This is a genomic window from Streptomyces sp. NBC_00005, assembly GCF_045160215.1.
Classification (GTDB): domain Bacteria; phylum Actinomycetota; class Actinomycetes; order Streptomycetales; family Streptomycetaceae; genus Streptomyces.
In genome coordinates, this window is sequence record NZ_CP108316.1 from 8,398,155 (window position 1) to 8,420,482 (window position 22,328).

Annotated in this window: 18 protein-coding genes; 14 read left to right on the top strand and 4 right to left on the bottom strand. The window is 71.6% G+C overall.

Going from position 1 to position 22,328, the window contains the following annotated elements:
• Positions 1 to 28 precede the first annotated feature (28 nt).
• From OG303_RS38390 to OG303_RS38400, 3 genes are read left to right on the top strand one after another with little or no spacing between them, the layout of a single operon-like run.
• Positions 29 to 1,072, top strand: coding sequence for a FecCD family ABC transporter permease (locus OG303_RS38390; protein ID WP_405874385.1), 1,044 nt, complete (start codon positions 29 to 31; stop codon positions 1,070 to 1,072).
• Positions 1,069 to 2,106 (top strand): FecCD family ABC transporter permease, encoded by a 1,038-nt coding sequence (locus OG303_RS38395; protein ID WP_405874387.1) that lies wholly within the window; start codon positions 1,069 to 1,071, stop codon positions 2,104 to 2,106. The genes OG303_RS38390 and OG303_RS38395 overlap by 4 nt, the downstream gene beginning before the upstream one ends.
• Positions 2,103 to 2,990 (top strand): ABC transporter ATP-binding protein, encoded by an 888-nt coding sequence (locus tag OG303_RS38400; protein WP_405874389.1) that lies wholly within the window; start codon positions 2,103 to 2,105, stop codon positions 2,988 to 2,990. Before OG303_RS38395 ends, OG303_RS38400 begins: the two co-directional genes overlap by 4 nt.
• On the opposite strand, the gene OG303_RS38405 is transcribed toward OG303_RS38400, so the two are convergent.
• The gene (locus OG303_RS38405; protein WP_405874390.1) at positions 2,974 to 3,321 is read right to left on the bottom strand and encodes an SCP2 sterol-binding domain-containing protein; all 348 of its coding nucleotides are present in this window, start codon (positions 3,319 to 3,321) and stop codon (positions 2,974 to 2,976) included. The genes OG303_RS38400 and OG303_RS38405 overlap by 17 nt on opposite strands.
• A 42-nt stretch (positions 3,322 to 3,363) precedes the next feature.
• Here OG303_RS38405 and OG303_RS38410 point away from each other — a divergent pair, with 42 nt between their 5' ends.
• The 6 genes from OG303_RS38410 to OG303_RS38435 all read left to right on the top strand — a co-directional run bounded on the left by OG303_RS38410 (position 3,364) and on the right by OG303_RS38435 (position 9,754).
• Positions 3,364 to 3,648, top strand: coding sequence for a hypothetical protein (locus OG303_RS38410; RefSeq protein ID WP_405874392.1), 285 nt, complete (start codon positions 3,364 to 3,366; stop codon positions 3,646 to 3,648).
• 7 nt (positions 3,649 to 3,655) lie between these two features.
• A complete protein-coding gene (locus tag OG303_RS38415) occupies positions 3,656 to 4,471 on the top strand; it encodes a TlyA family RNA methyltransferase (RefSeq protein ID WP_405874393.1) in 816 nt (271 codons plus the stop codon).
• Entirely contained in the window at positions 4,468 to 5,373 is a 906-nt protein-coding gene (locus OG303_RS38420) for an NAD kinase (protein WP_405874395.1), read from the top strand. Before OG303_RS38415 ends, OG303_RS38420 begins: the two co-directional genes overlap by 4 nt.
• 236 nt (positions 5,374 to 5,609) lie before the next feature.
• Positions 5,610 to 7,328 carry a DNA repair protein RecN gene (gene recN / locus OG303_RS38425; protein WP_405877682.1) on the top strand — a complete coding sequence of 573 codons (1,719 nt, stop codon included), beginning with the start codon at positions 5,610 to 5,612 and terminating at the stop codon, positions 7,326 to 7,328.
• A gap of 281 nt (positions 7,329 to 7,609) precedes the next feature.
• Entirely contained in the window at positions 7,610 to 8,374 is a 765-nt protein-coding gene (locus tag OG303_RS38430) for a hypothetical protein (RefSeq protein WP_405874397.1), read from the top strand.
• 243 nt (positions 8,375 to 8,617) lie between these two features.
• A complete protein-coding gene (locus OG303_RS38435) occupies positions 8,618 to 9,754 on the top strand; it encodes a glycosyltransferase family 4 protein (protein WP_405874399.1) in 1,137 nt (378 codons plus the stop codon).
• A gap of 50 nt (positions 9,755 to 9,804) precedes the next feature.
• On the opposite strand, the gene OG303_RS38440 is transcribed toward OG303_RS38435, so the two are convergent.
• Entirely contained in the window at positions 9,805 to 11,448 is a 1,644-nt protein-coding gene (locus OG303_RS38440; RefSeq protein ID WP_405874400.1) for a PucR family transcriptional regulator, read from the bottom strand.
• 82 nt (positions 11,449 to 11,530) lie between these two features.
• Between OG303_RS38440 and OG303_RS38445 the strand changes: the two genes are divergently transcribed.
• Positions 11,531 to 12,487, top strand: a complete 957-nt coding sequence (locus OG303_RS38445) for an LLM class F420-dependent oxidoreductase (RefSeq protein WP_405874401.1) — start codon at positions 11,531 to 11,533, stop codon at positions 12,485 to 12,487.
• On the opposite strand, the gene OG303_RS38450 is transcribed toward OG303_RS38445, so the two are convergent.
• Positions 12,474 to 13,856 (bottom strand): FAD-binding oxidoreductase, encoded by a 1,383-nt coding sequence (locus OG303_RS38450; protein ID WP_405874403.1) that lies wholly within the window; start codon positions 13,854 to 13,856, stop codon positions 12,474 to 12,476. The two genes, OG303_RS38445 and OG303_RS38450, sit on opposite strands and share 14 nt — an antisense overlap.
• Positions 13,857 to 13,954: 98 nt before the next feature.
• Complete coding sequence (locus tag OG303_RS38455) at positions 13,955 to 15,757, bottom strand: glycoside hydrolase family 15 protein (protein WP_405877684.1); 1,803 nt, start codon at positions 15,755 to 15,757, stop codon at positions 13,955 to 13,957.
• A gap of 504 nt (positions 15,758 to 16,261) precedes the next feature.
• On the opposite strand from OG303_RS38455, the gene OG303_RS38460 reads away from it, so the two are divergent.
• The 4 genes from OG303_RS38460 to ald all read left to right on the top strand — a co-directional run bounded on the left by OG303_RS38460 (position 16,262) and on the right by ald (position 22,182).
• The gene (locus tag OG303_RS38460) at positions 16,262 to 17,929 is read left to right on the top strand and encodes a CTP synthase (protein WP_405874404.1); all 1,668 of its coding nucleotides are present in this window, start codon (positions 16,262 to 16,264) and stop codon (positions 17,927 to 17,929) included.
• A 97-nt stretch (positions 17,930 to 18,026) separates the two neighbouring features.
• Positions 18,027 to 18,653 carry an NUDIX domain-containing protein gene (locus OG303_RS38465; RefSeq protein WP_405874405.1) on the top strand — a complete coding sequence of 209 codons (627 nt, stop codon included), beginning with the start codon at positions 18,027 to 18,029 and terminating at the stop codon, positions 18,651 to 18,653.
• A 191-nt stretch (positions 18,654 to 18,844) separates the two neighbouring features.
• The gene (locus OG303_RS38470) at positions 18,845 to 20,920 is read left to right on the top strand and encodes a tetratricopeptide repeat protein (RefSeq protein WP_405874407.1); all 2,076 of its coding nucleotides are present in this window, start codon (positions 18,845 to 18,847) and stop codon (positions 20,918 to 20,920) included.
• 137 nt (positions 20,921 to 21,057) lie between these two features.
• Positions 21,058 to 22,182 (top strand): alanine dehydrogenase, encoded by a 1,125-nt coding sequence (gene ald, locus OG303_RS38475; RefSeq protein WP_405874408.1) that lies wholly within the window; start codon positions 21,058 to 21,060, stop codon positions 22,180 to 22,182.
• Positions 22,183 to 22,328 lie beyond the last annotated feature (146 nt).

Consider the following 22,328-nt stretch of genomic DNA (forward strand, 5'->3'; position numbering starts at 1 on the left):
TAATGCGAGGGTAGGCTAACCTAACTGCGTGTTGGTCGACAGTCCTCCCGAACCGCGCGCGGAAACCGCCCCCGCGCCCCCAACCCGCCGGGCGATACGTGCCTTTGGGCTTCTCGCCTCCGTCGCCCTCCTGGTACTCGTCGCATTGGCGAGCATCGCGATCGGCGCGAAAGAGCTGCCCCTGGAGCAGGTCTGGCACGGACTGTTCCAGGACACGGGGACGTACGGCGACGTCGTGGTCGACGAGCGGCTGTCGCGGACCGTTCTCGGGCTGCTCGCCGGTGCGGCGCTCGGCCTGTCCGGGGCGGTGCTCCAGGCGCTCACCCGCAATCCGCTGGCCGACCCCGGACTGCTCGGCATCAACGCGGGTGCGTCGGCCGCGGTCGTCACGGCCATCACGTACTTCGGTGTCACGAGCCTCAACGGCTATGTCTGGTTCGCCTTCTTCGGCGCGGCCGCGGTCGGGGCGCTGGTCTGGTTCCTCGGCGGCAGCCGGGGCGCGACGCCGGTGCGGCTCGCGCTCGCCGGCACCGCCATCAGCGCCGCACTGTACGGCTATCTGCAGGCCGTGATGATCATGGACGAGTCGGCGCTCAACAAGATGCGCTTCTGGACGGTCGGTTCGCTCTCCTCGGCGACCAACTCGACCATCCTGGACGTGCTCCCGTTCTTCGCGGTCGGCACGGTCCTCGCCCTCGCGCTCGCCCGGCCGCTCAACGCCGTGGCCATGGGCGACGACACCGCCAAGGCCCTCGGCGCCAACCTGAACCGCACCCGGGCGCTGTCCATGCTCGCCGCGACCGTGCTGTGCGGGGCGGCGACCGCCGCCTGCGGCCCGATTGCCTTCGTCGGGCTGATGGTCCCGCACGTCGTACGGTCCTTCACCGGCCCGGACCTGCGCTGGATCCTGCCGTACGCCACGATCCTGTCGCCCGTGCTGCTGCTCGGTGCCGACGTCGTCGGCCGGGTCGTGGCCCGCCCCTCGGAGCTCCAGGTCGGCATCATCACCGCGATCATCGGCGGCCCGGTCTTCATCCTTCTGGTACGACGGCGGAGGACGGCGCAGCTGTGAAGAGCAACCGTGTGCTGAGGACGCCGGGCGGGCTGTCCGTGCGCCTGGACGTCCGGGCCGTCACCGTCGTCGCCCTGCTGCTGCTCGCCGCGCTCGCCGCGAGTGTCGTGCTCATCGGTACCGGCGACTTCCCGATCTCGGCGGGCGATGTGCTCAGGACGCTGGCCGGGAACGGAGACGCGGGGCAGGAGTTCATCGTCAACGAACTGCGGCTGCCGCGCGTCCTGGTCGGGCTGCTGGTCGGCGCCTCGCTCGGGCTCGGCGGCGCGCTGTTCCAGGCCGTCACCCGCAATCCGCTGGGCAGCCCGGACGTGCTCGGCCTGGGGCAGGGGGCGACGGCCGGGGCGCTCGTGATGATCGTGCTGTTCTCCGGGAGTTCGGCCCAGGTCACCATGGGCGCGCTGGTGGGCGGGCTTGCGACCGGGCTCGCCATCTATCTGCTCGCCTGGAAGCAGGGTGTGCACGGTTATCGACTGGTCCTGGTCGGTATCGGTGTCTCCGCGATCGTCACGGCGGTCAACGGCTATCTGCTCACCGTGTCCGACATCGTCGACGCCACCCGCGCGGTCGTCTGGATGACCGGGTCCCTCAGCGGCCGCGACTGGGACCAGGTCTGGCCGCTGCTTGGGCTGTGCGCCGTGCTCGTGCCGCTCGTCCTCGTGAACGCGCGCGGGCTGCGCATGATGGAGATGGGCGACGACGTCTCGAACGCCCTCGGGGTGCGCGTGGAGCGCGTACGGGAGCTGCTGATGGTGGCCGCCGTCCTGCTCACCGCCACCGCCACCGCCGCGGCCGGCCCCGTCAGCTTCGTGGCGCTCACCGCGCCGCAGCTCGCCCGCCGTCTGACCCGCTCGCCGGGCCCCAACCTGTTGTCGTCCCTGTGCATGGGCGCCGCCCTGCTGGTCACCGCCGACTGGGTCTCGCAGCGGGTGTTCGGCGCCGACCAGCTGCCCGTGGGCGTGGTCACCGGAGTCCTCGGCGGCGTCTATCTGCTGTGGCTGCTGGTCACCGAGCGCAAGGCGGGCCGGATATGAGCACCCGAGGCACCGCCAGCAGCGGGCTGAACAACCAAAGGAGCACCGTGAACCGCCTGTCCGCCGAGAACGTCACCCTCGCCTACGACCAGCGGGTCATCGCCGAGCAGCTCTCGGTGGAGATCCCCGACAACTCGTTCACCGTGATCGTCGGCCCCAACGCGTGCGGCAAGTCCACGCTGCTGCGGGCCCTGTCGCGGATGCTGAAGCCGAGCCAGGGCCGGGTGCTGCTCGACGGGCAGGTCATCCAGTCGATGCCGGCGAAGAAGGTCGCGCGGACGCTGGGCCTGCTGCCGCAGTCGTCGATCGCACCCGACGGCATCACCGTCGCCGACCTCGTCGGCCGCGGCCGCTACCCGCACCAGGGCATCCTGCGCCAGTGGTCGACCGAGGACGAGCGGGTCGTACAGGAGTCGATGGCGCAGACCGGGGTCGCCGAACTCGCCGATCGCTATGTCGACGAACTCTCGGGCGGTCAGCGGCAGCGCGTGTGGATCGCCATGGCACTCGCCCAGCAGACGCCGCTGCTGCTGCTCGACGAGCCGACGACGTACCTCGACATCCAGCACCAGATCGACGTCCTCGACCTGTGCGCCGAGCTGCACGAGGAGCAGGGGCGCACGCTGGTCGCCGTCCTGCACGACCTCAACCACGCGGCGCGGTACGCCACCCATCTGATCGCCCTGCGCGAGGGCACGGTGCTCGCCGAGGGGGCGCCGAAGGACATCGTCACGGCCGAACTGGTCGAGGAGGTCTTCGGGCTGCGCTGCCAGGTCATCGACGACCCGGAGACCGGTACGCCGCTGGTGGTGCCGGCGGCGCGCAAGGCACGGGCAGAGGCCAGGACCGAGCTCAAGAAGATGGCGGCTACAGAAGCGTCCTGAGCTGGAACAGATCGCGCAGGCCGGCCTCGAGCTTCACCCGGCCCGAGCCCCAGGCCTTGGCGAAGTTCAGCTCGCCGTCGACCATCGCTACCAGGTCGTCGCCCTTCATGGTCAGCCTGATCTGGGCCTTCTCCCGTGGTGGGCCCTGGATCGTGTCCTGGACCACGATCCGGCCGCCCGTCATCCTGCCGACGAACGTGATGTCGAGGTCGGTGATCCGGCAGCTCACCGAGCGGTCCAGGGCCGCGGCCGTGCGGACGTCCCCATCGGCGTTCTGCATGTTGTCCGAGAGCTTTTCGAGTGCGGCGCGGCACTCCTCGATCGTGGCCATCGCGATCGACGTTACCCCAGCGCTTCGGGGTAGCGTCTGGGCATGAGCGACTCTGTGCCCGAGGCCACGGTGGTGGAGGAGACGGTCGAGGTCGAACCCGAGTACGACCCCGCCGCTCCCGCCCCGCTGAACGTGCCCCGCACCCCGACCGGCAACGCAGATGTGGACGCCCAGCTGGAGCGGCTCGGTGACGCCGACCACCTCGCCACCGACGGGCACCTCGAGGTGTACGAGGATGTACACCGGGGGCTGCGCGACGCGCTCACCGCGCTCGACGCCCGCCCGGGACCTCCGGCGCCCCCTTCGACGTACCAGAGCAGGAGCTGAACCGAACGTGGCAGGAGTCGCACGTCGCCGTCTGGACGCGGAGCTGGTCCGCCGGAAGCTGGCGCGTTCGCGCGAGCATGCCAGCCAGCTGATCGCGGCCGGGCGGGTCAGTGTCGGCAAGACCGTCGCGACCAAGCCCGCCACACAGGTGGAGACCGCGGCGGCGATAGTCGTCTCGGCCGACGGCAGCGATCCCGAGTACGTGTCCCGGGGCGGGCACAAGCTTGCGGGAGCGCTGCAGGCGTTCGTGCCGCAGGGGCTCGTGGTGGAAGGGCGGCGTGCGCTGGACGCCGGAGCGTCCACCGGCGGGTTCACCGACGTCCTGCTGCGGTCGGGGGCCGCGCACGTCGTCGCCGTCGACGTCGGATACGGACAACTCGCATGGACTCTGCAGAGCGATGAACGCGTCACCGTCAAGGACCGTACGAACGTACGCGAGTTGACGCTCGAAGCGATCGATGGGGAGCCTGTGGATCTTGTCGTGGGGGATCTGTCCTTCATCCCGCTCGGCCTGGTACTGCCCGCCCTGGTGCGGTGTGTGAAGCCGGATGCCGATCTGGTGATGATGGTCAAGCCGCAGTTCGAGGTGGGGAAGGAACGGCTGGGCAGCGGGGGAGTCGTACGGAGTTCGCAACTGCGGGCGGAGGCCGTGCGGGGTGTGGCCCACAAGGCGTGGGAACTCGGGCTCGGCGTGAAGGGTGTCACCGCCAGCCCGTTGCCCGGACCATCCGGGAATGTCGAGTATTTTCTGTGGCTGCGGGCCGGAGCACCCGAACTGGACCCGGCCGACGTTGACCGTGCAGTGGCGGAGGGGCCGCGTTGACACAGAACCGAGCTCGTACTGTTTTCCTGCTCGCCCACACCGGGCGGCCCGCGGCCATTCGCAGTGCCGAACTCGTGGTCAAAGGGCTGTTGCGCGAGGGCATCGGCGTGAAGGTGCTCGAGTACGAGGCCGCCGATCTGCCGCTGCCCGAGGAGGTGGAGCTGGTCAAGGAGGCCACTCCGCAGTGCCTCGACGGGTGCGAACTGCTCATCGTGCTGGGCGGTGACGGGACGCTGCTGCGCGGCGCCGAGTTCGCCCGGGCCTCCGGGGTACCCATGCTCGGCGTCAACCTCGGGCGCGTCGGGTTCCTCGCGGAGGCCGAGCGGGACGATCTCGACAAGGTCGTCGACCGGGTGGTGACGAAGTCGTACGAGGTCGAGGAGCGGATGACCGTCGATGTCGTCGTTCATCGCAACGGCGACATCGTGCACACGGACTGGGCCCTGAACGAGGCGGCCGTGCAGAAGGTGTCCGCCGAGAAGCTGCTCGAAGTCGTGCTGGAGATCGACGGGCGGCCGGTGACCGGGTTCGGGTGTGACGGGATCGTGCTGTCCACTCCGACGGGGTCGACCGCCTATGCGTTCTCCGCGGGTGGGCCTGTGGTGTGGCCCGAGGTGGAGGCGTTGCTGATGGTGCCGATCAGTGCGCATGCGCTGTTCGCGAAGCCGTTGGTGACGTCGCCGGATTCCGTGCTGGCGGTGGAGGTGCTGCCTCATATTCCGCCGGGGGTTTTGTGGTGTGACGGGCGGCGGACCGTGGAGTTGCCGCCGGGGGCCAGGGTCGAGGTGCGGCGGGGGGCTGTGCCGGTGCGGTTGGCTCGGCTGCACCATGCGTCGTTCACCGACCGGCTTGTGGCGAAGTTTGCGTTGCCGGTTTCCGGGTGGCGAGGGGCGCCGCACTAGCGCTCTGCAGGGAGTGGCTGGGGATTCCTGCGCGGCTGCGGGTCCGTTGTGGCTTGTCGCGCCCACGCGGCGGAGCCGCACATCGATGCAGCCCCGCGCCCCTGAAAACGTTGCACTCGGCCGGGTGACAATGTGCGGTCGATGCGTATTCGTCACCTGCACCTTCACACAACCGAGCTGGGGGGCGTCGCACAGCCGCCCCCCGACCTCGTAAGGTCGTGTTCGTGTTGGAGGAGATGCGGATACGGTCGCTCGGAGTCATCGACGACGCGGTCGTCGAGCTGTCGCCCGGGTTCACTGCCGTCACCGGCGAGACGGGTGCGGGCAAGACCATGGTGGTCACCAGTCTTGGGCTGTTGCTGGGTGGGCGAGCCGACCCGGCGCTCGTGCGGATCGGGGCCGAGAAGGCGGTCGTGGAGGGGCGGATCACCGTTCCCCCGGGCGCCTCGGCCGTCGTACGCGCCGAGGAGGCCGGGGCCGAGCTCGACGACGGGGCGCTGCTCATCAGCCGTACCGTTTCCGCCGAGGGGCGGTCCCGGGCGCATGTGGGCGGGCGCAGTGTGCCGGTGGGCCTGCTCGCCGACCTGGCCGACGACCTCGTCGCCGTGCACGGGCAGACCGATCAGCAGGGGCTGCTGAAGCTGTCCCGGCAGCGGCAGGCGCTCGACCGGTACGCCGGGGACGCCGTCGCCGGGCCGCTCGCGAAGTACGGCGAGGCGTACCGGCGGCTGCGGGCCGTCTCCGTCGAGCTGGAGGAGATCGTCACGCGCGCGCGTGAGCGGGCCCAGGAAGCCGACATGCTGCGGTACGGGCTCGACGAGATCGGCGGCGTGGAGCCGCGGGCCGGCGAGGACGTGGAGCTGGCGGAGGAGGCCGAGCGGCTCGGGCACGCGGAGGCGCTGTCGTCCGCCGCCACGGCCGCTCATGCCGCTCTCGCCGGCAATCCGGAGGATCCCGAGGGCATCGACGCCGCCACGCTCGTCGCGGGTGCCCAGCGGGCGCTGGACGCCGTGCGCTCGCACGATCCGGCGCTGTCCGCGCTCGCCGACCGGATCGGGGAGATCGGGATCCTGCTGGGCGACGTGGCAGGCGAGTTGGCGGGATACGCCGACGACCTGGACGCGGATCCCTTGCGGCTGGCGGCTGTTGAGGAACGGCGGGCCGCGCTGGGCGCACTGACGCGGAAGTACGGCGAGAACGTCGCCTCGGTGCTCGCGTGGGCCGAGCACAGTGCCGCGCGGCTGACCGAGCTGGACGGTGACGACTCGCGGGTCGACGAGCTGACCGCCGAGCGGGACGCGCTGCGAACCGAACTGGGCGGGCTGGCACAGGCGTTGACGGATGCGCGGGCCGAGGCGGCGGAGCGGTTCGCTGCCGCCGTGACCGCGGAGCTGGCCTCGCTCGCGATGCCGCACGCGCGTGTGTCGTTCGAACTGCGGCAGACCGAGGACCCGGAGGGCGTGGAGGTCGGCGGTCGAGCGGTCGCCTACGGGCCGTCCGGCGTCGACGAGGTCGAACTGCTGCTGGCTCCGCATCCGGGGGCGCCGCCGCGGCCCATCGCCAAGGGCGCGTCCGGTGGTGAGCTGTCACGCGTGATGCTCGCCGTCGAGGTCGTGTTCGCGGGGACGGATCCCGTGCCGACGTACCTCTTCGACGAGGTCGACGCCGGTGTCGGCGGCAAGGCGGCGGTCGAGATCGGACGGCGGCTGGCGCGGCTCGCGAAGTCCGCGCAGGTCGTGGTCGTGACCCACCTGCCGCAGGTGGCCGCGTTCGCCGACCGGCAGTTGCTGGTCGAGAAGACGAACGACGGGACCGTGACGCGGTCCGGCGTGAAGGTGCTCGAGGGCGAGGAGCGGGTGCGGGAGCTGTCCCGCATGCTGGCCGGCCAGGAGGACTCCGAGACGGCCCGGGCACACGCGGAGGAGCTCTTGGCCACGGCCAGGGCGGACGGCTAGGGCGGGGTCTGGAGCGGGCGTTGACGGCCGGTGCCGGGGCTGAGGCCTCCGTGGCGGGCGGACGCGACCTCCGCCGTGAGATGGCCGGCCGCGGGGGCTCTGCGCGGACGGCTTGCTCGTGCGGCGGCCACCGATGCCTGGGCGTGCTGCTCACGCGGGCGGCCATGGGCGGGGGCCGATGCGGGCAGTTCGCGCGATACCGGGGCGGGGCGGCATGGCCGGTGCGGAGCTCCGGGGCGGCGGCCGTCCTGTGTGGTGGCATGACCTCGTAGGGTTGCCGGATGGTCAACCGCGCTCGTAGAACCACGTCGTTCGGACTTGCCGCCGTGCTCGCCCGTGCCGGGATCGCCGGCCTGCGGGCCAAGGCCCCTGGCGGCCGCGGGCGTTGGGAGCGGACGAACTACGCCGGGCGGACCGTCGAGTTGTACGCCGGGCCCGCGGTCGGCGTGGCGGCCGCTGTCGGGGCCGGGCGGGTTCGGCCCGCCGCCGGGTTCGCGGTGCTCGCGGCCGGGCTCTGCGGGGCCTACGACGATGTTGCCGGGGCCGGTGATCCCCGACGCGGCTTCCGGGACCATCTCCTCGCGCTTCGGGACGGCGAGGTCACCAGCGGGGCCGTCAAGCTGTTCGGGATCTCCGCGGCGGGGCTCGTCGCGGGCGCGCTGCTCAAGGAACGGGCCGTCGACAAGGTGCTCGCAGGGGTCGTGATCGCCGGAACCGCCCACTTCGTGAACCTCGTGGACGTACGACCGGGGAGGGCCGCGGCGGCGGTGGTCGCGCTCGGAGCGCCGGGGCTGTTGCGTTCGGGCGCCGGCGCGGAACTGGCCGCCGTCGCGACGGGCGCCGCCGCGGCCGTACTGCCCGACGACCTCGGTGAGCGCGCGATGCTCGGCGACACGGGGGCCCATGCGCTCGGCGCGGCTCTGGGCGCCGCCGTCGTCGCGGGCAACGGGCGCACCGGCCTCCTCGCCCACGCCGTCGCCCTCGTGGCCGCGGCGGCGTACGGCGACAAGGTGAGCGAGGCGGCAGGGATGTCGGCCGGGGGGTGAGGTGATCTGCGTGGGGGCGCACCACCTGGACCCGCGCCACCCCGAAGTGCCCCCATCTCACTCATGTGAGTGACCAACGCCACGACTCCGCAGCCCCCGCAGTCCCTCCGCGTTGTCGGAACACCCGTACGTCCTGGCATCCTTGACGCAGTACGTGGAGGAACAGCGCGGTACACCCCCTCCGCTCGATCCTTCTGTACTTTCTTCGTGACCGCCCGACGCCGAACCAGGAGCCCCGGCCACGTGAGCCCCGTGAGCAGCCACTCACCGCACGGCCAGTCACCGCTGCGCACCGTGCAGGTGCTGGGCGGCGGCAACTCCGGCAGCAGCGCGCATGTGCGCTCGCTGGCGTCGGGGCTTGTCGCGCGGGGCGTGCGGGTCACCGTGTGCGCCCCCGTCGAGGCCGATCGCTCCTACGACTTCACGGGCGCCGGGGCCGAACACGTGCACGTGCCGCGCAGCAGCGACCCGGGAGCCGTGGCCGCACTGCGAGCGGCCTGCGCCGACGCCGACCTGGTGCACGCGCACGGCCTGCACGCCTCCTTCCGCGCCGCGCTCGCCCTCAGCGGCCGACGCACCCCGCTCATCGTCACCTGGCACAACCGTGCACACGCCGAAGGCGCCCGGGCCCATCTGCTCCGTCTTCTGGAGCGGCGGGTCGTGAAGGCCGCCACCGTGGTGCTCGGCACCACCTCGGACCTTGTGGACCGGGCCCGCCGGACCGGAGCGCGGGACGCAAGGCTGGCCGCCGTCGCCCTGCCGGGACCGCGCCGGTCCGCCGAGCCGGAGGACCCCGAGCATCCGAGCCTCAAGATCCGGGCCGAACTCGGCGCCACCGGCCGCCCGTTGCTGATGGCCGTCGGCTCCCTCGACCGGCACCGGGGCTACGACACACTGCTGGACGCCACGCGCGCGTGGCGCCGCCTCGACCCCGTGCCGCTCGTCGTGATCGCGGGGGAGGGTCCGCTGCGAGCCGTTCTGCAGCGCCGTATCGAGGACGAAGGGCTGCCGGTCCGGCTGATCGGACGGCGTGACGACGTCACCGAGCTGCTCGCGGCCGCCGACCTCGCGCTGCTGCCCAGCAGTTGGGAATCGCGTTCCGTGCTCGCGCAGGAGGCCCTCCACGCGCGCGTGCCGCTCGTCGCGACCCAGGTGGGCGGCATCCCCGAACTCGTCGGCGACGCCGCCGAACTCGTCCCGTACGGAGACGCGGAGGCCCTCGCGGACGCCGTTGCCGGGCTCCTCGGCGATCCCGAGCGCCGCGAGCTGCTCCGGGAGAAGGGCACCCGGCAGGCCGCCACCTGGCCGACCGAGGACGAGACCGTCGCCCAAGTGCTCAGCGTCTACGACGAGTTGACCCAGCACCGCCCACTGATCTAGCCCCGCGCCCACTGATCCGGCTCCGGTCACTGATCCGGCCGCCCAGTGATCTACGGCACGTGTCGGCGCGCCCGCAGGGCCAGGCTCAACGCCAGTACCGTCTGCGGGTCGTCGAGGTCCGTGCCGAGCAACTCGCCGATCCGGGCGAGGCGGTTGTAGAGCGTCTGCCGGTTGAGGTGGAGTTCGCGCGCCGTCTCCGCCTTGCGGCCGGCATGCGCCAAGTACGTTTCCAGGGTGGGCACAAGGGGCGGCCTGGAGCGGTTGTCGTGGTCGCGCAGCGGACCGATCGCGCGGTCCACGAACGCCGCCAGGTCCGGGTGGTCGCGCAGGCGCCACAGGAGCAGGTCGATGTCCAGGCGGCGGGCGTCGTACCACGGCCTCTCCGACAGGCCCTGCGCCGCCGTCGCCGTCTCCGCCGCGTGTCTGAGGCCCGCCGAGGCCGCGGCCCAGCCGCCCGCCACCCCGACCACCACCACCGGCGGCTGCGCCCCGGGCCGCTGCATCCCGGCCCGCTCCACGCCCGCCCGCAGCGCCGCCGCGACCCGGTCCGCGACCGCCGACCGCTCCGACTCCGCACGCAGGCCCAGCAACAACGGGACGCGGCCCTCGACAGGTCGTACGCCCAACAGGACCGGAACCCCCACCGAGGCCAGCTCCTCCGAGACCGCGCGCGCCAGCACCGCCCAGCCCCCGCCGGGCGACAGCGTGTCGCCCAGCCGCATGACGACCGGCAGCAGCGGGCTGTTGCCCGGCTTGAAGCCCAGCACGCGCGCCTGCGCGGGCGCGTCCTGCGCGGCGATACGGCCCTCGGCGAGGTCGGTGAGGAAGTCCCCGCGGCCGCGCGCCGCCAGCTCCTCCTCCTGCCGCGCCTGCATCAGGACGACGGCCAGGATGCCCGCGGCCCGCTCGGCCGCGATCCGGTGCACCGGCGCCAGCGGCGCCCGTACGGGGAGCAGGACCAGACGCGCCCGCACCGAACCGGTGCCCGGCCCGCCCCCGGGCACGTCCACCAGGACCGACCCGGACGGCGGCGGGGCGTCCTTGTGCTGGCCGCGCAGCCCCTCCCACACCTGCAGTGGGTCCGCGCCCTCGGGCCCGGCCCCGGCCGCGTACAGCAGTTGCCCGTCCGTCGTCTCCAGGAAGACCGGGTTGCCGCTGAAGTCGGCCAGGATGCCCAGCACCTGGGGCACCCCGCCGCCGCCCAACAGGGCCTCGGTACACCGGCGGTGCACCTCCTCCGCCCGCTGCAGCAGCGCGTAGTGGCCGTTGACGATCTCGGTGTGGACCTCCTCCGTGACCGCCACGAAGGGCACCTCGCGGTGCAGTTGGACCAGCGGGAGCCCGGCCGAGCGTGCCGTGTCGACGAGTGCGGCGGGCAGACGCGTGAAGCGCGGGCCGAGCTCCACGACGAGGGCCGCGATGCCGCGCTCGGCCAGCGTGCGCACGAACGCCCGCTGCTCGGCCGGACGGGTGCCGAGGCCGTACCCCGTGGTCAGCAGCAGCTCGCCGCCCTTGAGCAGCGAGGCGATGTTCGGCACCTCGCCCGCGTGCACCCAGCGCACGGTGCGCTGCAGCCGGTCCGCGCCCGCGAGGACCTCCGGCAGCCCGCTGCGCAGGCCGGGCAGCTCCAGCGCCCGCTGCACGGTGATCCCGGCGCCCTGGGTGTCGAATCTGCTGTCCGTACCGCTGTCCATGAGCCGGACGCTACCCGCGCGTGGGCATCCGGGACATCTCCGGGCCGGGTTAGGGCTTCGGAAGCCGGGTAGCGGCCGGAGCATGGACTTCAGCGTGGTCGCCGTGGCACGGGAGGACGACACCCCGGTCGAGGAGCCGCTGCGGGTCGCGGCGCTCGCCGATCGGCTCGGCTACCGGGAGGTATGGGCCGGGGAGGGGCCGACCTGGGACTCCTTCGTCCTGGCCGCGGCCCTCGGCAACGTCACCGAACGGGCCGCGCTGACCGCCGGGCCCGTCCCGGTGTCCGTGCGCGACCCGATGACGATCGCGCGGGGTGCCGCGTCGGTCGCCGCCGTCACCGGACGGGCGGTCGGCGTGGCCCTGGGCACCTCCAGCAAACGGGTCGTCGAGGGCGTGCACGGACGGCCCCGGGTGCGCCCCGCGGCCGTACTGGAGGAGTCCGCGGCGGCCGTGCGCGCCCTGCTGCACGGAGCACCGGGCGAGCCGGTCGTGCCCGGCAGTCCCTTCCTGCGCCGGCTCGCGCCGCCCGGCGGCCCGCTCACCGTGGCCGCGTTCGGGGACCGCGCGATCGCCACCGCCGCCGCGCACGCCGACCGCATGCTCCTCGACGTCGTCTCCCCGGAGCAGGTCCGCGACCTGCGCGCCAGGCTCGTCGAGGCGGCCCGGAAGGCGGGCCGTACGCCGCCCACGCTCGCCGCCTGGCTGCCCGCGGCCGTCGACCCCGCACCTCAGTCGCTCGCGCAGGTGCTGGGCAGCATCGCCGGATACCTGACCGTGCCGGGCTACCGCGAGGTCTTCGCCGCGGCCGGTTTCGCCGAGGCCGTCGAGCTGGCCGCCTCCGGCGCCGACCGCGACACCCTCGTCCGCGTGCTCCCGCCGGAGGCCGCGGCCACCGTCGGCCTGGTGGGCGACCTCGCCACCGTCCGCGCCCGGATCGACGCCTATGCCGAGGCGGGTCTCGACGAGATCGCCCTCGTCCCGGCGACGGCCGCCGACCCGGCGGGGGATCGCACGCTGAAGGCCCTCAGCCCGGCTTGATGTTGTGGTTGAAGCGGAACACGTTGTCGGGGTCGTACGACCGTTTCACGTCCGCGAGCCGGCGGGCGTTCTCGGCGCCCAGGCCCGCCACCACCCGGTCGGTGCCCTCGTCGCCGATGAAGTTGAGGTAGACCGCTCCCGTGCTCCACGGCTGCACCGCGCTGCGCACGTCCCTCACCCACCGGATGCACCGCTCGTCGTCCGCCGCGTCCTCCCACAGCCCGAAGGGGTGCACGCCCCACGGCGCGTCCCGGTAGGGCACGGGGTACTCGTGCGGCCCGGTGCCGATCGCGCCGCCCTGCGGGAACAGCGCGTGCAGGGTGCCCGTCGGCACGGGCACCGACTCCCCGAGGCCGCAGAAGGCGGCCACGAAGTCGTCCGGGGCACCCGTCAGGTACTCCGCCGACCAGTAGTTCCGCATCCCCGGCGGATCGTCGAGCATGCACTGCACGTCGGCGTACGGCATCGCCCCGACGATCTCCGACTCGTGCGGCAGCGCCAGCAGCGGCTCGGCCAGCTTGCGCATGTCCGTCTCGGCGCCCGCGTACGTCAGCAGCACCCCGCACAGCAGCGTGCCGACCAGGTGCGGTGGGACGAACTCCTCGGGCGGGCCGGTGACGTAGATGACGGCACCGCTCGCCTCGTCCGGGCCGGCCTCGATCACATCCCGGTAGGTGCGGGTGGCCTCCGGCCCGAACTCCGGCAGGTACAGCACGAACGCGATGGAGAACTCGGGCAGTTCGTGCAGTTTCAGCGTGAGTGCGGTGGCGACGCCGAAGTTGCCGCCACCGCCGTGCAGGGCCCAGAACAGGTCGGGGTTCTCGTCGGCGCTCGCGTGGACCCGCTCGCCGTCGGCGGTGACCAGCTCGACGCCGAGGAGATTGTCGACGGCGTATCCGCAGCAGCGGTCCAGCCAGCCGGTGCCGCCGCCCAGCACGAAGCCGCCGACACCGGTCGTGGAGGCACGGCCGCCGGTCGTTGCGAGGCCGTGCGGCTGGCAGGTCCGGTCCAGGTCGCTCATGGTGGCCCCGCCCGCGATCCGTACCGCCTCGGCCGCCGGATCGACGGTCACCGCGCGCATGTGACGCAGGTCGACCACCACGGCTGCGTCGCCCAGTGCCGAGCCCGCCACGCTGTGCCCGCCCCCGCGCACCGCGATCTTCAGGTCCAGGTCACGGGCGAAGCGCACCGACCGCACGACGTCGGCTTCGTCCACGCACTGCGCGATCACCGCCGGACGCCGGTCGATCATCGCGTTGAAGACGGTCCGGGCCTCGTCGTAGCCCGGATCCTTGGGGGCGAACACGTCGCCGACCAGATCCTCGCGCAGCGCGGCGAGTGCCGTGCCCGCCTTCGATGGGGAGGCCATGGGGGCGCCCCCTTCCGTGCAGGGGCTGTTGGCTCCAGCGTAGGCGGGCCCGGTACGGCGGTCCTGTTCAGCCGCCGTAGGTCACCGATCCGTAAGGCTCAGCCGCCGTACGCACCCGACGCCGTCAGACGCAGCGCCGTGTCGATGAGCGGGACGTGGCTGAAGGCCTGCGGGAAGTTGCCGACCTGGCGCTGGCGGCGCGGATCCCACTCCTCGGCGAGCAGGCCCAGGTCGTTGCGGAGCGCGAGCAGCTTCTCGAACAGCTTGCGGGCCTCGTCCACGCGGCCGATCATCGCCAGGTCGTCCGCCATCCAGAACGAGCAGGCCAGGAAGGCCCCTTCGTCACCGGGGAGGCCGTCGACGCCCTCGCTGGAACCCTCCGTCGGGTAGCGCAGGATGAAGCCGTCCGTCGTGGACAGCTCGCGCTGGATCGCCTCGATGGTGCCGATCACGCGCTTGTCGTCCGGGGGCAGGAAGCCCATCTGCGGGATCAGCAGCAGCGACGCGTCCAGCTCCTTCGAGCCGTACGACTGCGTGAAGGTGTTGCGCTCCTTGTCGTACCCCTTCTCGCACACGTCCCGGTGGATGTCGTCGCGCAGCTCGCGCCAGCGCTCCAGCGGGCCGTCGGCGTCGCCCGACTCGATGAGCTTGATGGTCCGGTCGACGGCGACCCACGCCATGACCTTGGAGTGCACGAAGTGGCGGCGCGGGCCGCGCACCTCCCAGATGCCCTCGTCGGGCTCGTCCCAGTGCCGCTCCAGGTAGCGGATGAGCTTGAGCTGGAGCAGCGACGCGTAGTCGTTGCGGGCCAGACCGGTCATGTGGCCCAGGTGCAGGGCCTCGGTGACCTCGCCGTACACGTCGAGCTGGAGCTGGTGCGCGGCGCCGTTGCCGACGCGCACCGGCGCCGAGTTCTCGTAGCCCGGCAGCCAGTCCAGCTCCGCCTCGCCGAGCTCGCGCTCGCCCGCGATGCCGTACATGATCTGCAGGTTCTCGGGGTCGCCCGCGACCGACCTGAGCAGCCACTCGCGCCAGGCGCGGGCCTCCTCGCGGTAGCCGGTGCGCAGCAGGGAGGAGAGGGTGATCGCCGCGTCGCGCAGCCAGGTGTAGCGGTAGTCCCAGTTGCGGACACCGCCGATGTCCTCGGGGAGGGAGGTGGTGGGGGCGGCGACGATGCCGCCGGTCGGGCCGTACGTGAGCGCCTTGAGCGTGATCAGCGAGCGGATCACTGCCTCACGGTAGGGGCCGTGGTACGTACAGTGCTCCACCCACTCGCGCCAGAACTCCTCCGTCGCCTGCAGCGACTGCTCCGGCTCCGGCAGCGGGGGCGGCTGCTTGTGCGAGGGCTCCCACGAGATCGTGAACGCGATCCGGTCACCCGGAGCGACCGTGAAGTCCGCGTACGTGGTCAGCGACTTGCCGTACGTCTCGGCCTCCGTGTCGAACCACACCGAGTCCGGACCGGCGACGGCGACCGTACGGCCCTCGTGCTTGTGCACCCACGGCACCACACGGCCGTACGAGAAACGCATCCGCAGGGCCGAGCGCATCGGGACGCGGCCCGATACGCCCTCGACGATGCGGATCAGCTGGGGGGCGCCGTCACGTGGGGGCATGAAATCGGTCACTCTGACCGTGCCGCGCGGGGTGTCCCACTCGGACTCCAGGATCAGGGAGTCGCCGCGATAGCTGCGCCGGGCCGCGGTGGGCGGCGGTGCGTCGGAGGCATGGGCGGGACCGAGCCGCCAGAAGCCGTGTTCCTCGGTGCCCAGCAGGCCGGCGAAGATGGCGTGCGAGTCGAAGCGGGGCAGGCACAGCCAGTCCACCGTGCCGTCCCGGCAGACCAAGGCGGCGGTCTGCATGTCTCCGATGAGTGCGTAGTCTTCGATGCGCCCGGCCACGTGCAACTCCAGTCGAACGGCCACGTCACCCCCAAAGGGGGCTGTCGCTAGTGCGGTCAAGGGGTCGTTGTAATGCGTCGTTGAGCGGTGAAGCAAAGCAGGCGTCCAGCCATGTGGCAAAACGACGATTTCTGCTCAACGAACTGACGAGCTCTCGTTGTTCCGGTGCGTTACGGGCGGGGGTGGTGCCGTGTTGCCGGCCGGGCTCGGCAGCGAGTGTCCGAGCAGGATACGACGCACGTAGATGATCTGCGCGCCGCTCCGGGCAACCCGGATAGGCCGAACGGGTGAGCAACGGGTGAGGAACGTGTGTGTCCGTGCAGCTCTGTGGTGACTCGTGTGCGGAGCGTGGCCGGAAGCCATCTCGTCCGGGCGCTGATACCCTGGTAGCCCGTGGACCGGTGGGCACGAAACCCCCGAACCGCAGCGACGGCACCCCCGGAAATCTCCGGTCGGCAGCCGCACAGCACCCCAGACCGCGACCACGGGAGCCCCCCTTTGGCCATGCCGCCCGTTGCTTTCCGAAGCAGCACAGCCACGACGACCAAGCACATCTTCGTCACCGGGGGTGTCGCCTCCTCGCTCGGCAAGGGCCTCACCGCCTCCAGCCTCGGCATGCTGCTCAAGGCGCGGGGACTGCGCGTCGTGATGCAGAAACTCGACCCGTACCTCAATGTCGACCCGGGCACGATGAACCCCTTCCAGCACGGTGAGGTCTTCGTCACCAACGACGGTGCCGAGACCGACCTGGACATCGGACACTACGAGCGGTTCCTCGACCGTGACTTGGACGGCAGTGCCAACGTCACTACAGGCCAGGTCTACTCGACGGTGATCGCCAAGGAGCGGCGCGGCGAGTATCTCGGCGACACCGTGCAGGTCATCCCGCACATCACCAACGAGATCAAGCACCGCATCCGCCGCATGGCGACCGACGAGGTCGACGTCGTCATCACGGAGGTCGGCGGCACGGTCGGCGACATCGAGTCGCTGCCCTTCCTGGAAACGGTCCGCCAGGTCCGTCACGAGGTCGGCCGTGACAACGTGTTCGTCGTCCACATCTCGCTCCTGCCGTACATCGGCCCCTCGGGAGAGCTGAAGACGAAGCCGACCCAGCACTCGGTTGCGGCCCTGCGCAACATCGGTATCCAGCCGGACGCGATCGTGCTGCGGTCCGACCGCGAGGTGCCCACCGCGATCAAGCGCAAGATCTCGCTGATGTGCGACGTCGACGAGGCCGCCGTGGTCGCCTGCCCCGACGCCCGCTCGATCTACGACATCCCGAAGACCGTGCACAGCGAGGGCCTGGACGCCTACGTCGTCCGCAAGCTGGACCTGCCGTTCCGCGACGTGGACTGGCGGACCTGGGACGACCTGCTCGACCGCGTCCACAACCCCGACCACGAGATCACCCTCGCCCTGGTCGGCAAGTACATCGACCTGCCCGACGCCTACCTCTCGGTCACCGAGGCGCTGCGCGCCGGCGGATTCGCCAACAAGGCCCGCGTGAAGATCAAGTGGGTCACCTCCGACGACTGCAAGACCCCGGCCGATGCCGCGGCGCAGCTCGGCGACGTCGACGGCATCTGCATCCCCGGTGGCTTCGGCGACCGCGGTGTGCTCGGCAAGGTCGGCGCGATCAAGTACGCCCGGGAAAACAAGATCCCGCTGCTCGGCCTCTGTCTCGGCCTGCAGTGCATCGTGATCGAGGCCGCGCGCAACCTGGCCGACATCCCGGACGCCAACTCCACCGAGTTCGACTCGGCCACCGGCCACCCGGTCATCTCCACCATGGCCGAGCAGCTCGACATCGTCGCCGGCGAGGGCGACATGGGCGGCACGATGCGCCTGGGCATGTACCCGGCCAAGCTGGCCGAGGGCTCGATCGTGCGCGAGGTGTACGACGGCAAGGAGTACGTCGAGGAGCGGCACCGTCACCGCTACGAGGTGAACAACGCCTACCGCGCGGAGCTGGAGAAGAAGGCCGGCATCCAGTTCTCCGGCACCTCTCCGGACGGCAAGCTCGTCGAGTACGTCGAGTACTCGCGCGACGTCCACCCGTACCTGGTCGCGACCCAGGCGCACCCCGAGCTGCGCTCGCGTCCGACCCGGCCGCACCCGTTGTTCGCGGGCCTGGTGAAGGCCTCGGTCGAGCGGAAGAGTTCCAAGTAGCACAACAGTTGTACGGTGACCGGGGTGCTCGCATTCAAAAGGCGAGCACCCCGGCTTCACTTGGTGGGTCTTTCACAGCGTGCGGAAGGGCAAGGGCATGACGATCAAGGACACCCCCGAGGAGTGGGAGATCCGGGCGACGGACACCCCCTTCGTGGGTAACAAGACCTCCGTCCGCACGGACGACGTGGTCATGCCCGACGGACATGTGGCCCGCCGCGACTACCAGGTCCACCCCGGCTCGGTCGCCGTCCTCGCTCTCGACGAGGCGGGGCGGGTCCTGGTCATCCGCCAGTACCGCCACCCCGTACGCCACAAGCTGTGGGAGATCCCGGCCGGCCTGCTCGACGTGCCCGGTGAGAACCCGCTGCACGCCGCCCAGCGCGAGCTGTACGAGGAGGCGCACGTCAAGGCCGAGGACTGGCGCGTGCTGACCGACGTGTACACCACCCCCGGCGGCTGCGACGAGGCCATCCGCATCTTCCTCGCCCGCGACCTGTCCGAGGCCGAGGGCGACCGCTTCGAGGTCGAGCACGAAGAGGCCGACATGGAACTCGCGCGAGTGCCCGTGGAGGATCTCGTACGGGGCGTGCTGGCGGGGGAGTTGCACAACAACTGCCTGGTCGTGGGCGCCCTTTCACTGGTCGCCGCACAGAACGGGGACGGACTCGACGCACTGCGCCCGGCCGAGGCGGAGTGGCCGGCGCGTCCCTTCGAGTCCTGAACGGCGGGCTGTCCGGGGCGGTGGCAGTGCTATGTCACATTCCACCGACGATGTGACCATCGGCTGATCCGATCGAGCGACCTGTCCGCCGTGCTCCGCCCGGCACGTAGCAGAGCGTGAACTAGGCTCTGGAAACGCCCGAACCGGAGTCCCGGCGGGCTTGCGCGTGCGGTGGGACGGGAGTGTGGCCCGTGACGGATCAGGCGGTGGACACAGACGGTGTACGGCTGTCGGGGCACGCTGCTGACGAGAGTCAGTTCCTGGGCCGTACAAGGGAGTTGAAGGAGCTCCGCGCCGACATCGAGCGCGCGGGCCTGGACACCATCTCGGGCCGCAAGGCCCCCCGCGCACGCGTCCTGCTCATCGCGGGCAGACCCGGTTCCGGACGTACGGCACTCGCCGAGGAACTCGTACGGCAGGTTGCGGACCGTTACGACGACGGGGTGCTCCGGGCGCGTTTGAGTGAACACGACGGCACACCCGTCCCCGTCGAGCACACCGCCCGCGAACTGCTCGCCGCCCTGCAGCTGCCCACCCCCGCCGGAGCCACCGAGGACGACCTGGCCGAGGCGCTGCGCGACGCCCTCGCCGACCGCCGGGTCCTGGTGCTGCTCGACGACGCGGCGCACGCCGAGCAGGTCGACGCCCTGCTGCCGGACACCCCGGAATGCCTGGTCGTGGCCGTGTCCGGCGGTCCCCTCACCGGTATTTCAGACGTCCGCCCCTGTACGCTCGGCGGCCTCGACACCAAGTCCGCCCTGGAGCTGCTCACCCGGCACACCGGCTCGGTCCGCATCACGGTCGACCCCCGTGCCGCCGAGGGTCTCGTCGAGGAGTGCCAGGCCCAGCCGGCCGCGCTGATGCTGGCCGGCGGCTGGCTCGCGGCCCGCCCCAAGGCGGCCGTCGCCGATCTCGCCAAGCATCTGCACACGGAGAGTGACGAGGGCACGCCCCTCAGCCGGGTCTTCCGGCTCGCCTACACCTCGCTGCCCGCGCCGACCGCCCGGATACTGCGACTGCTCGCGCTCGCCCCGGCAGGACTGGTCGACCCGCACACCGCGTCCGCGCTCGCCGGCTGCTCGGTGAGCGGCGCGGTCACCGCGCTGGACGGCTTCGTCGCCCTCGGGCTGCTGCGGGCGGTGGATTCGCCGTTGCCGCAGTACGAGGTGCCGGGCTGTCTGCAACCCCTGCTGAAGGAGCTCACCGAGACCCAGGACCGCCCCGGCGAGCTGCAGCTGGCCCGCGCCCGGATGCTGGAGCGGACGGTACGGCTGCTGCAGTCGTGCCGGACGATCACCGAGACGGACAACCCCGAGGCGCGCGAGAAGCTCCAGGGCATGCCGCGCTCCCTGCGCTTCCCCACCCCGCGGGCTGCCGAGGACTGGCTGCGCATCCGCAGACCCGCGCTGCTGGCCGCGGCCCGGCTCGCCGTCGCCGACGGGGAGCTGGACACCCTCGCCCGCCGCCTGATGTCCCAGCTGGTCAAGGCCATGGCCGCGCACTTCGGCACCCAGGCCGCCGCCCCGGACCTGTACGGCATCCATCGACTCGTCCTGGACGTGGCCGAGCGGCGGAAGCTGCCCCGCGAGCAGGCCGCGGCCCTGCTGAACCTCGGTGACCTGGACGCCCAGACCGGCCGTACCCGGGAGGCACTGGCGCGCTATCGGGCCGCGCTGGACGCCGGACGGCAGGCAAATGACCCGTACGCGACCGGTCGCGCGATGGAATCCGTAGGTGGTGCGCACCTGGAGCTCGGGGACTACGACCGGGCCGCCGACTGGTTCGGCCGCGCTCTCGCCCAGTGCCTGGCCCGGGACGAGCGCGCGGGCGCCGCCCGGCTCTACGGCCGGATCGCCGCGGCCCACACCTATGCGGGCCGCTACGGCGAGGCCCTGCGCAGCTGGCGTGCGGCGGTCTCCGGGTACCGCAAGGACGGCGATGTCCCCGCCCACGCACGGGCGTTGAGCGAGCTCGCGCGCGTCCAGGAGTACGCGGGACGGCCCGAGGAGTCGCTGCGCACCTGCCACGAGGCGGTGGAGTGGGCGCGCAGGGCCGAGGACGTACGGCTGCAGGCTGCGCTGCAGCTGCGGCTCGCGGACACGCTGGAGCGCCTGGGCGATCCCGCCGCGGCTCAGCTGCACCGGGGCACCGCGGAACGGCTGCTGGGGGAGCAGCGCGAGGAGGCCGAGCCGGATCCGGAACCCCTTGATCCACCGGAACAAGACGCTAACGCCTGCGAAATCCGTAGTACATCCGGCGAAGATTAATGCAATGAAAGGCTAGACAGAGAGAACGCCTTCATTAGACTGGCTCTGCCGCACCTTCTCCCGCGGTGTCTCCCGGTGTGCTCCTGCATGCCTGGGTATGTGTTGTATTGCCCCACACATCCACTGAGCCAAGGACCGTGATCCACGTGAAGGTCGGCATCCCCCGCGAGGTCAAGAACAACGAGTTCCGGGTGGCCATCACCCCTGCCGGTGTGCACGAGCTGGTGCGCCACGGCCACCAGGTCGTCGTCGAGCGGGGCGCCGGTGTCGGCTCCTCGATCGTGGACGCCGAGTACGTCGCGGCCGGCGCGCGGATCCTGGAGACGGCCGACGAGGTGTGGGCCACCGCCGACCTGCTGCTCAAGGTCAAGGAGCCCATCGCCGAGGAGTACCACCGCCTCCGCAAGGACCAGACGCTCTTCACGTACCTGCACCTGGCCGCCTCCAAGGAGTGCACCGACGCCCTCGTCGAGTCCGGCACCACGGCGATCGCCTACGAGACGGTCGAGCTGCCCAGCCGCGCGCTCCCGCTGCTCGCCCCGATGTCCGAGGTCGCGGGCCGGCTCGCCCCGCAGGTCGGCGCCTACCACCTCATGCGCGCCAACGGCGGCCGTGGCGTCCTGCCCGGCGGGGTCCCCGGTGTGCTGGCCGGCCGCGCCGTCGTCATCGGCGGTGGCGTTTCCGGCTGGAACGCCGCGCAGATCGCCATCGGCATGGGCTTCCATGTGACCCTGCTCGACAAGGACATCAACAAGCTCAAGGAGGCCGACAAGATCTTCGGTACGAAGATCCAGACCGTCGTCTCCAACGCCTTCGAGCTGGAGAAGGCCTGCCTCGAGGCCGACCTCGTCATCGGCGCCGTCCTCATCCCGGGCGCCAAGGCCCCGAAGCTGGTCACCAACGAGCTCGTGTCGCGCATGAAGCCCGGGAGTGTCCTTGTCGACATCGCGATCGACCAGGGCGGCTGCTTCGAGGACTCCCGTCCGACCACCCACGCCGAGCCGACCTTCCCGGTCCACAACTCGGTCTTCTACTGCGTCGCCAACATGCCGGGCGCGGTGCCCAACACCTCCACCTACGCGCTCACCAACGCGACGCTGCCCTACATCGTCGAACTCGCCGACCGCGGCTGGGTCGAGGCGCTGCGCCGCGACGCCGCGCTCGCCAAGGGTCTCAACACCCATGACGGCAAGGTCGTTTACCGCGAGGTCGCAGAGGCGCACGGCCTCGAGCACGTCGAGCTCGAGAGCCTGCTCGGCTGAGCCGGACAGTCGTCGAGCCGCTAAGTCACCTTTCGGTAAAAGGCGATACGTCAACACAGGTCGTCAACACCGCGCACCCGGCCGGACCTTGCCCGACAAGGTCCGGCCGGATGTGTGTATGGTCACTTTGCGGCACTAGGTCAACT

Coding starts and splice junctions, on each gene's coding strand:
- OG303_RS38400 (WP_405874389.1), top strand. CDS start 2,103: ATGAGCACCCGAGGCACCGCCAGCAGCGGGCTGAACAACCAAAGGAGC.
- OG303_RS38405 (WP_405874390.1), bottom strand. CDS start 3,321: ATGGCCACGATCGAGGAGTGCCGCGCCGCACTCGAAAAGCTCTCGGAC.
- OG303_RS38410 (WP_405874392.1), top strand. CDS start 3,364: ATGAGCGACTCTGTGCCCGAGGCCACGGTGGTGGAGGAGACGGTCGAG.
- recN (WP_405877682.1), top strand. CDS start 5,610: ATGCGGATACGGTCGCTCGGAGTCATCGACGACGCGGTCGTCGAGCTG.
- OG303_RS38430 (WP_405874397.1), top strand. CDS start 7,610: ATGGTCAACCGCGCTCGTAGAACCACGTCGTTCGGACTTGCCGCCGTG.
- OG303_RS38440 (WP_405874400.1), bottom strand. CDS start 11,448: ATGGACAGCGGTACGGACAGCAGATTCGACACCCAGGGCGCCGGGATC.
- OG303_RS38445 (WP_405874401.1), top strand. CDS start 11,531: ATGGACTTCAGCGTGGTCGCCGTGGCACGGGAGGACGACACCCCGGTC.
- OG303_RS38450 (WP_405874403.1), bottom strand. CDS start 13,856: ATGGCCTCCCCATCGAAGGCGGGCACGGCACTCGCCGCGCTGCGCGAG.
- OG303_RS38460 (WP_405874404.1), top strand. CDS start 16,262: ATGCCGCCCGTTGCTTTCCGAAGCAGCACAGCCACGACGACCAAGCAC.
- OG303_RS38465 (WP_405874405.1), top strand. CDS start 18,027: ATGACGATCAAGGACACCCCCGAGGAGTGGGAGATCCGGGCGACGGAC.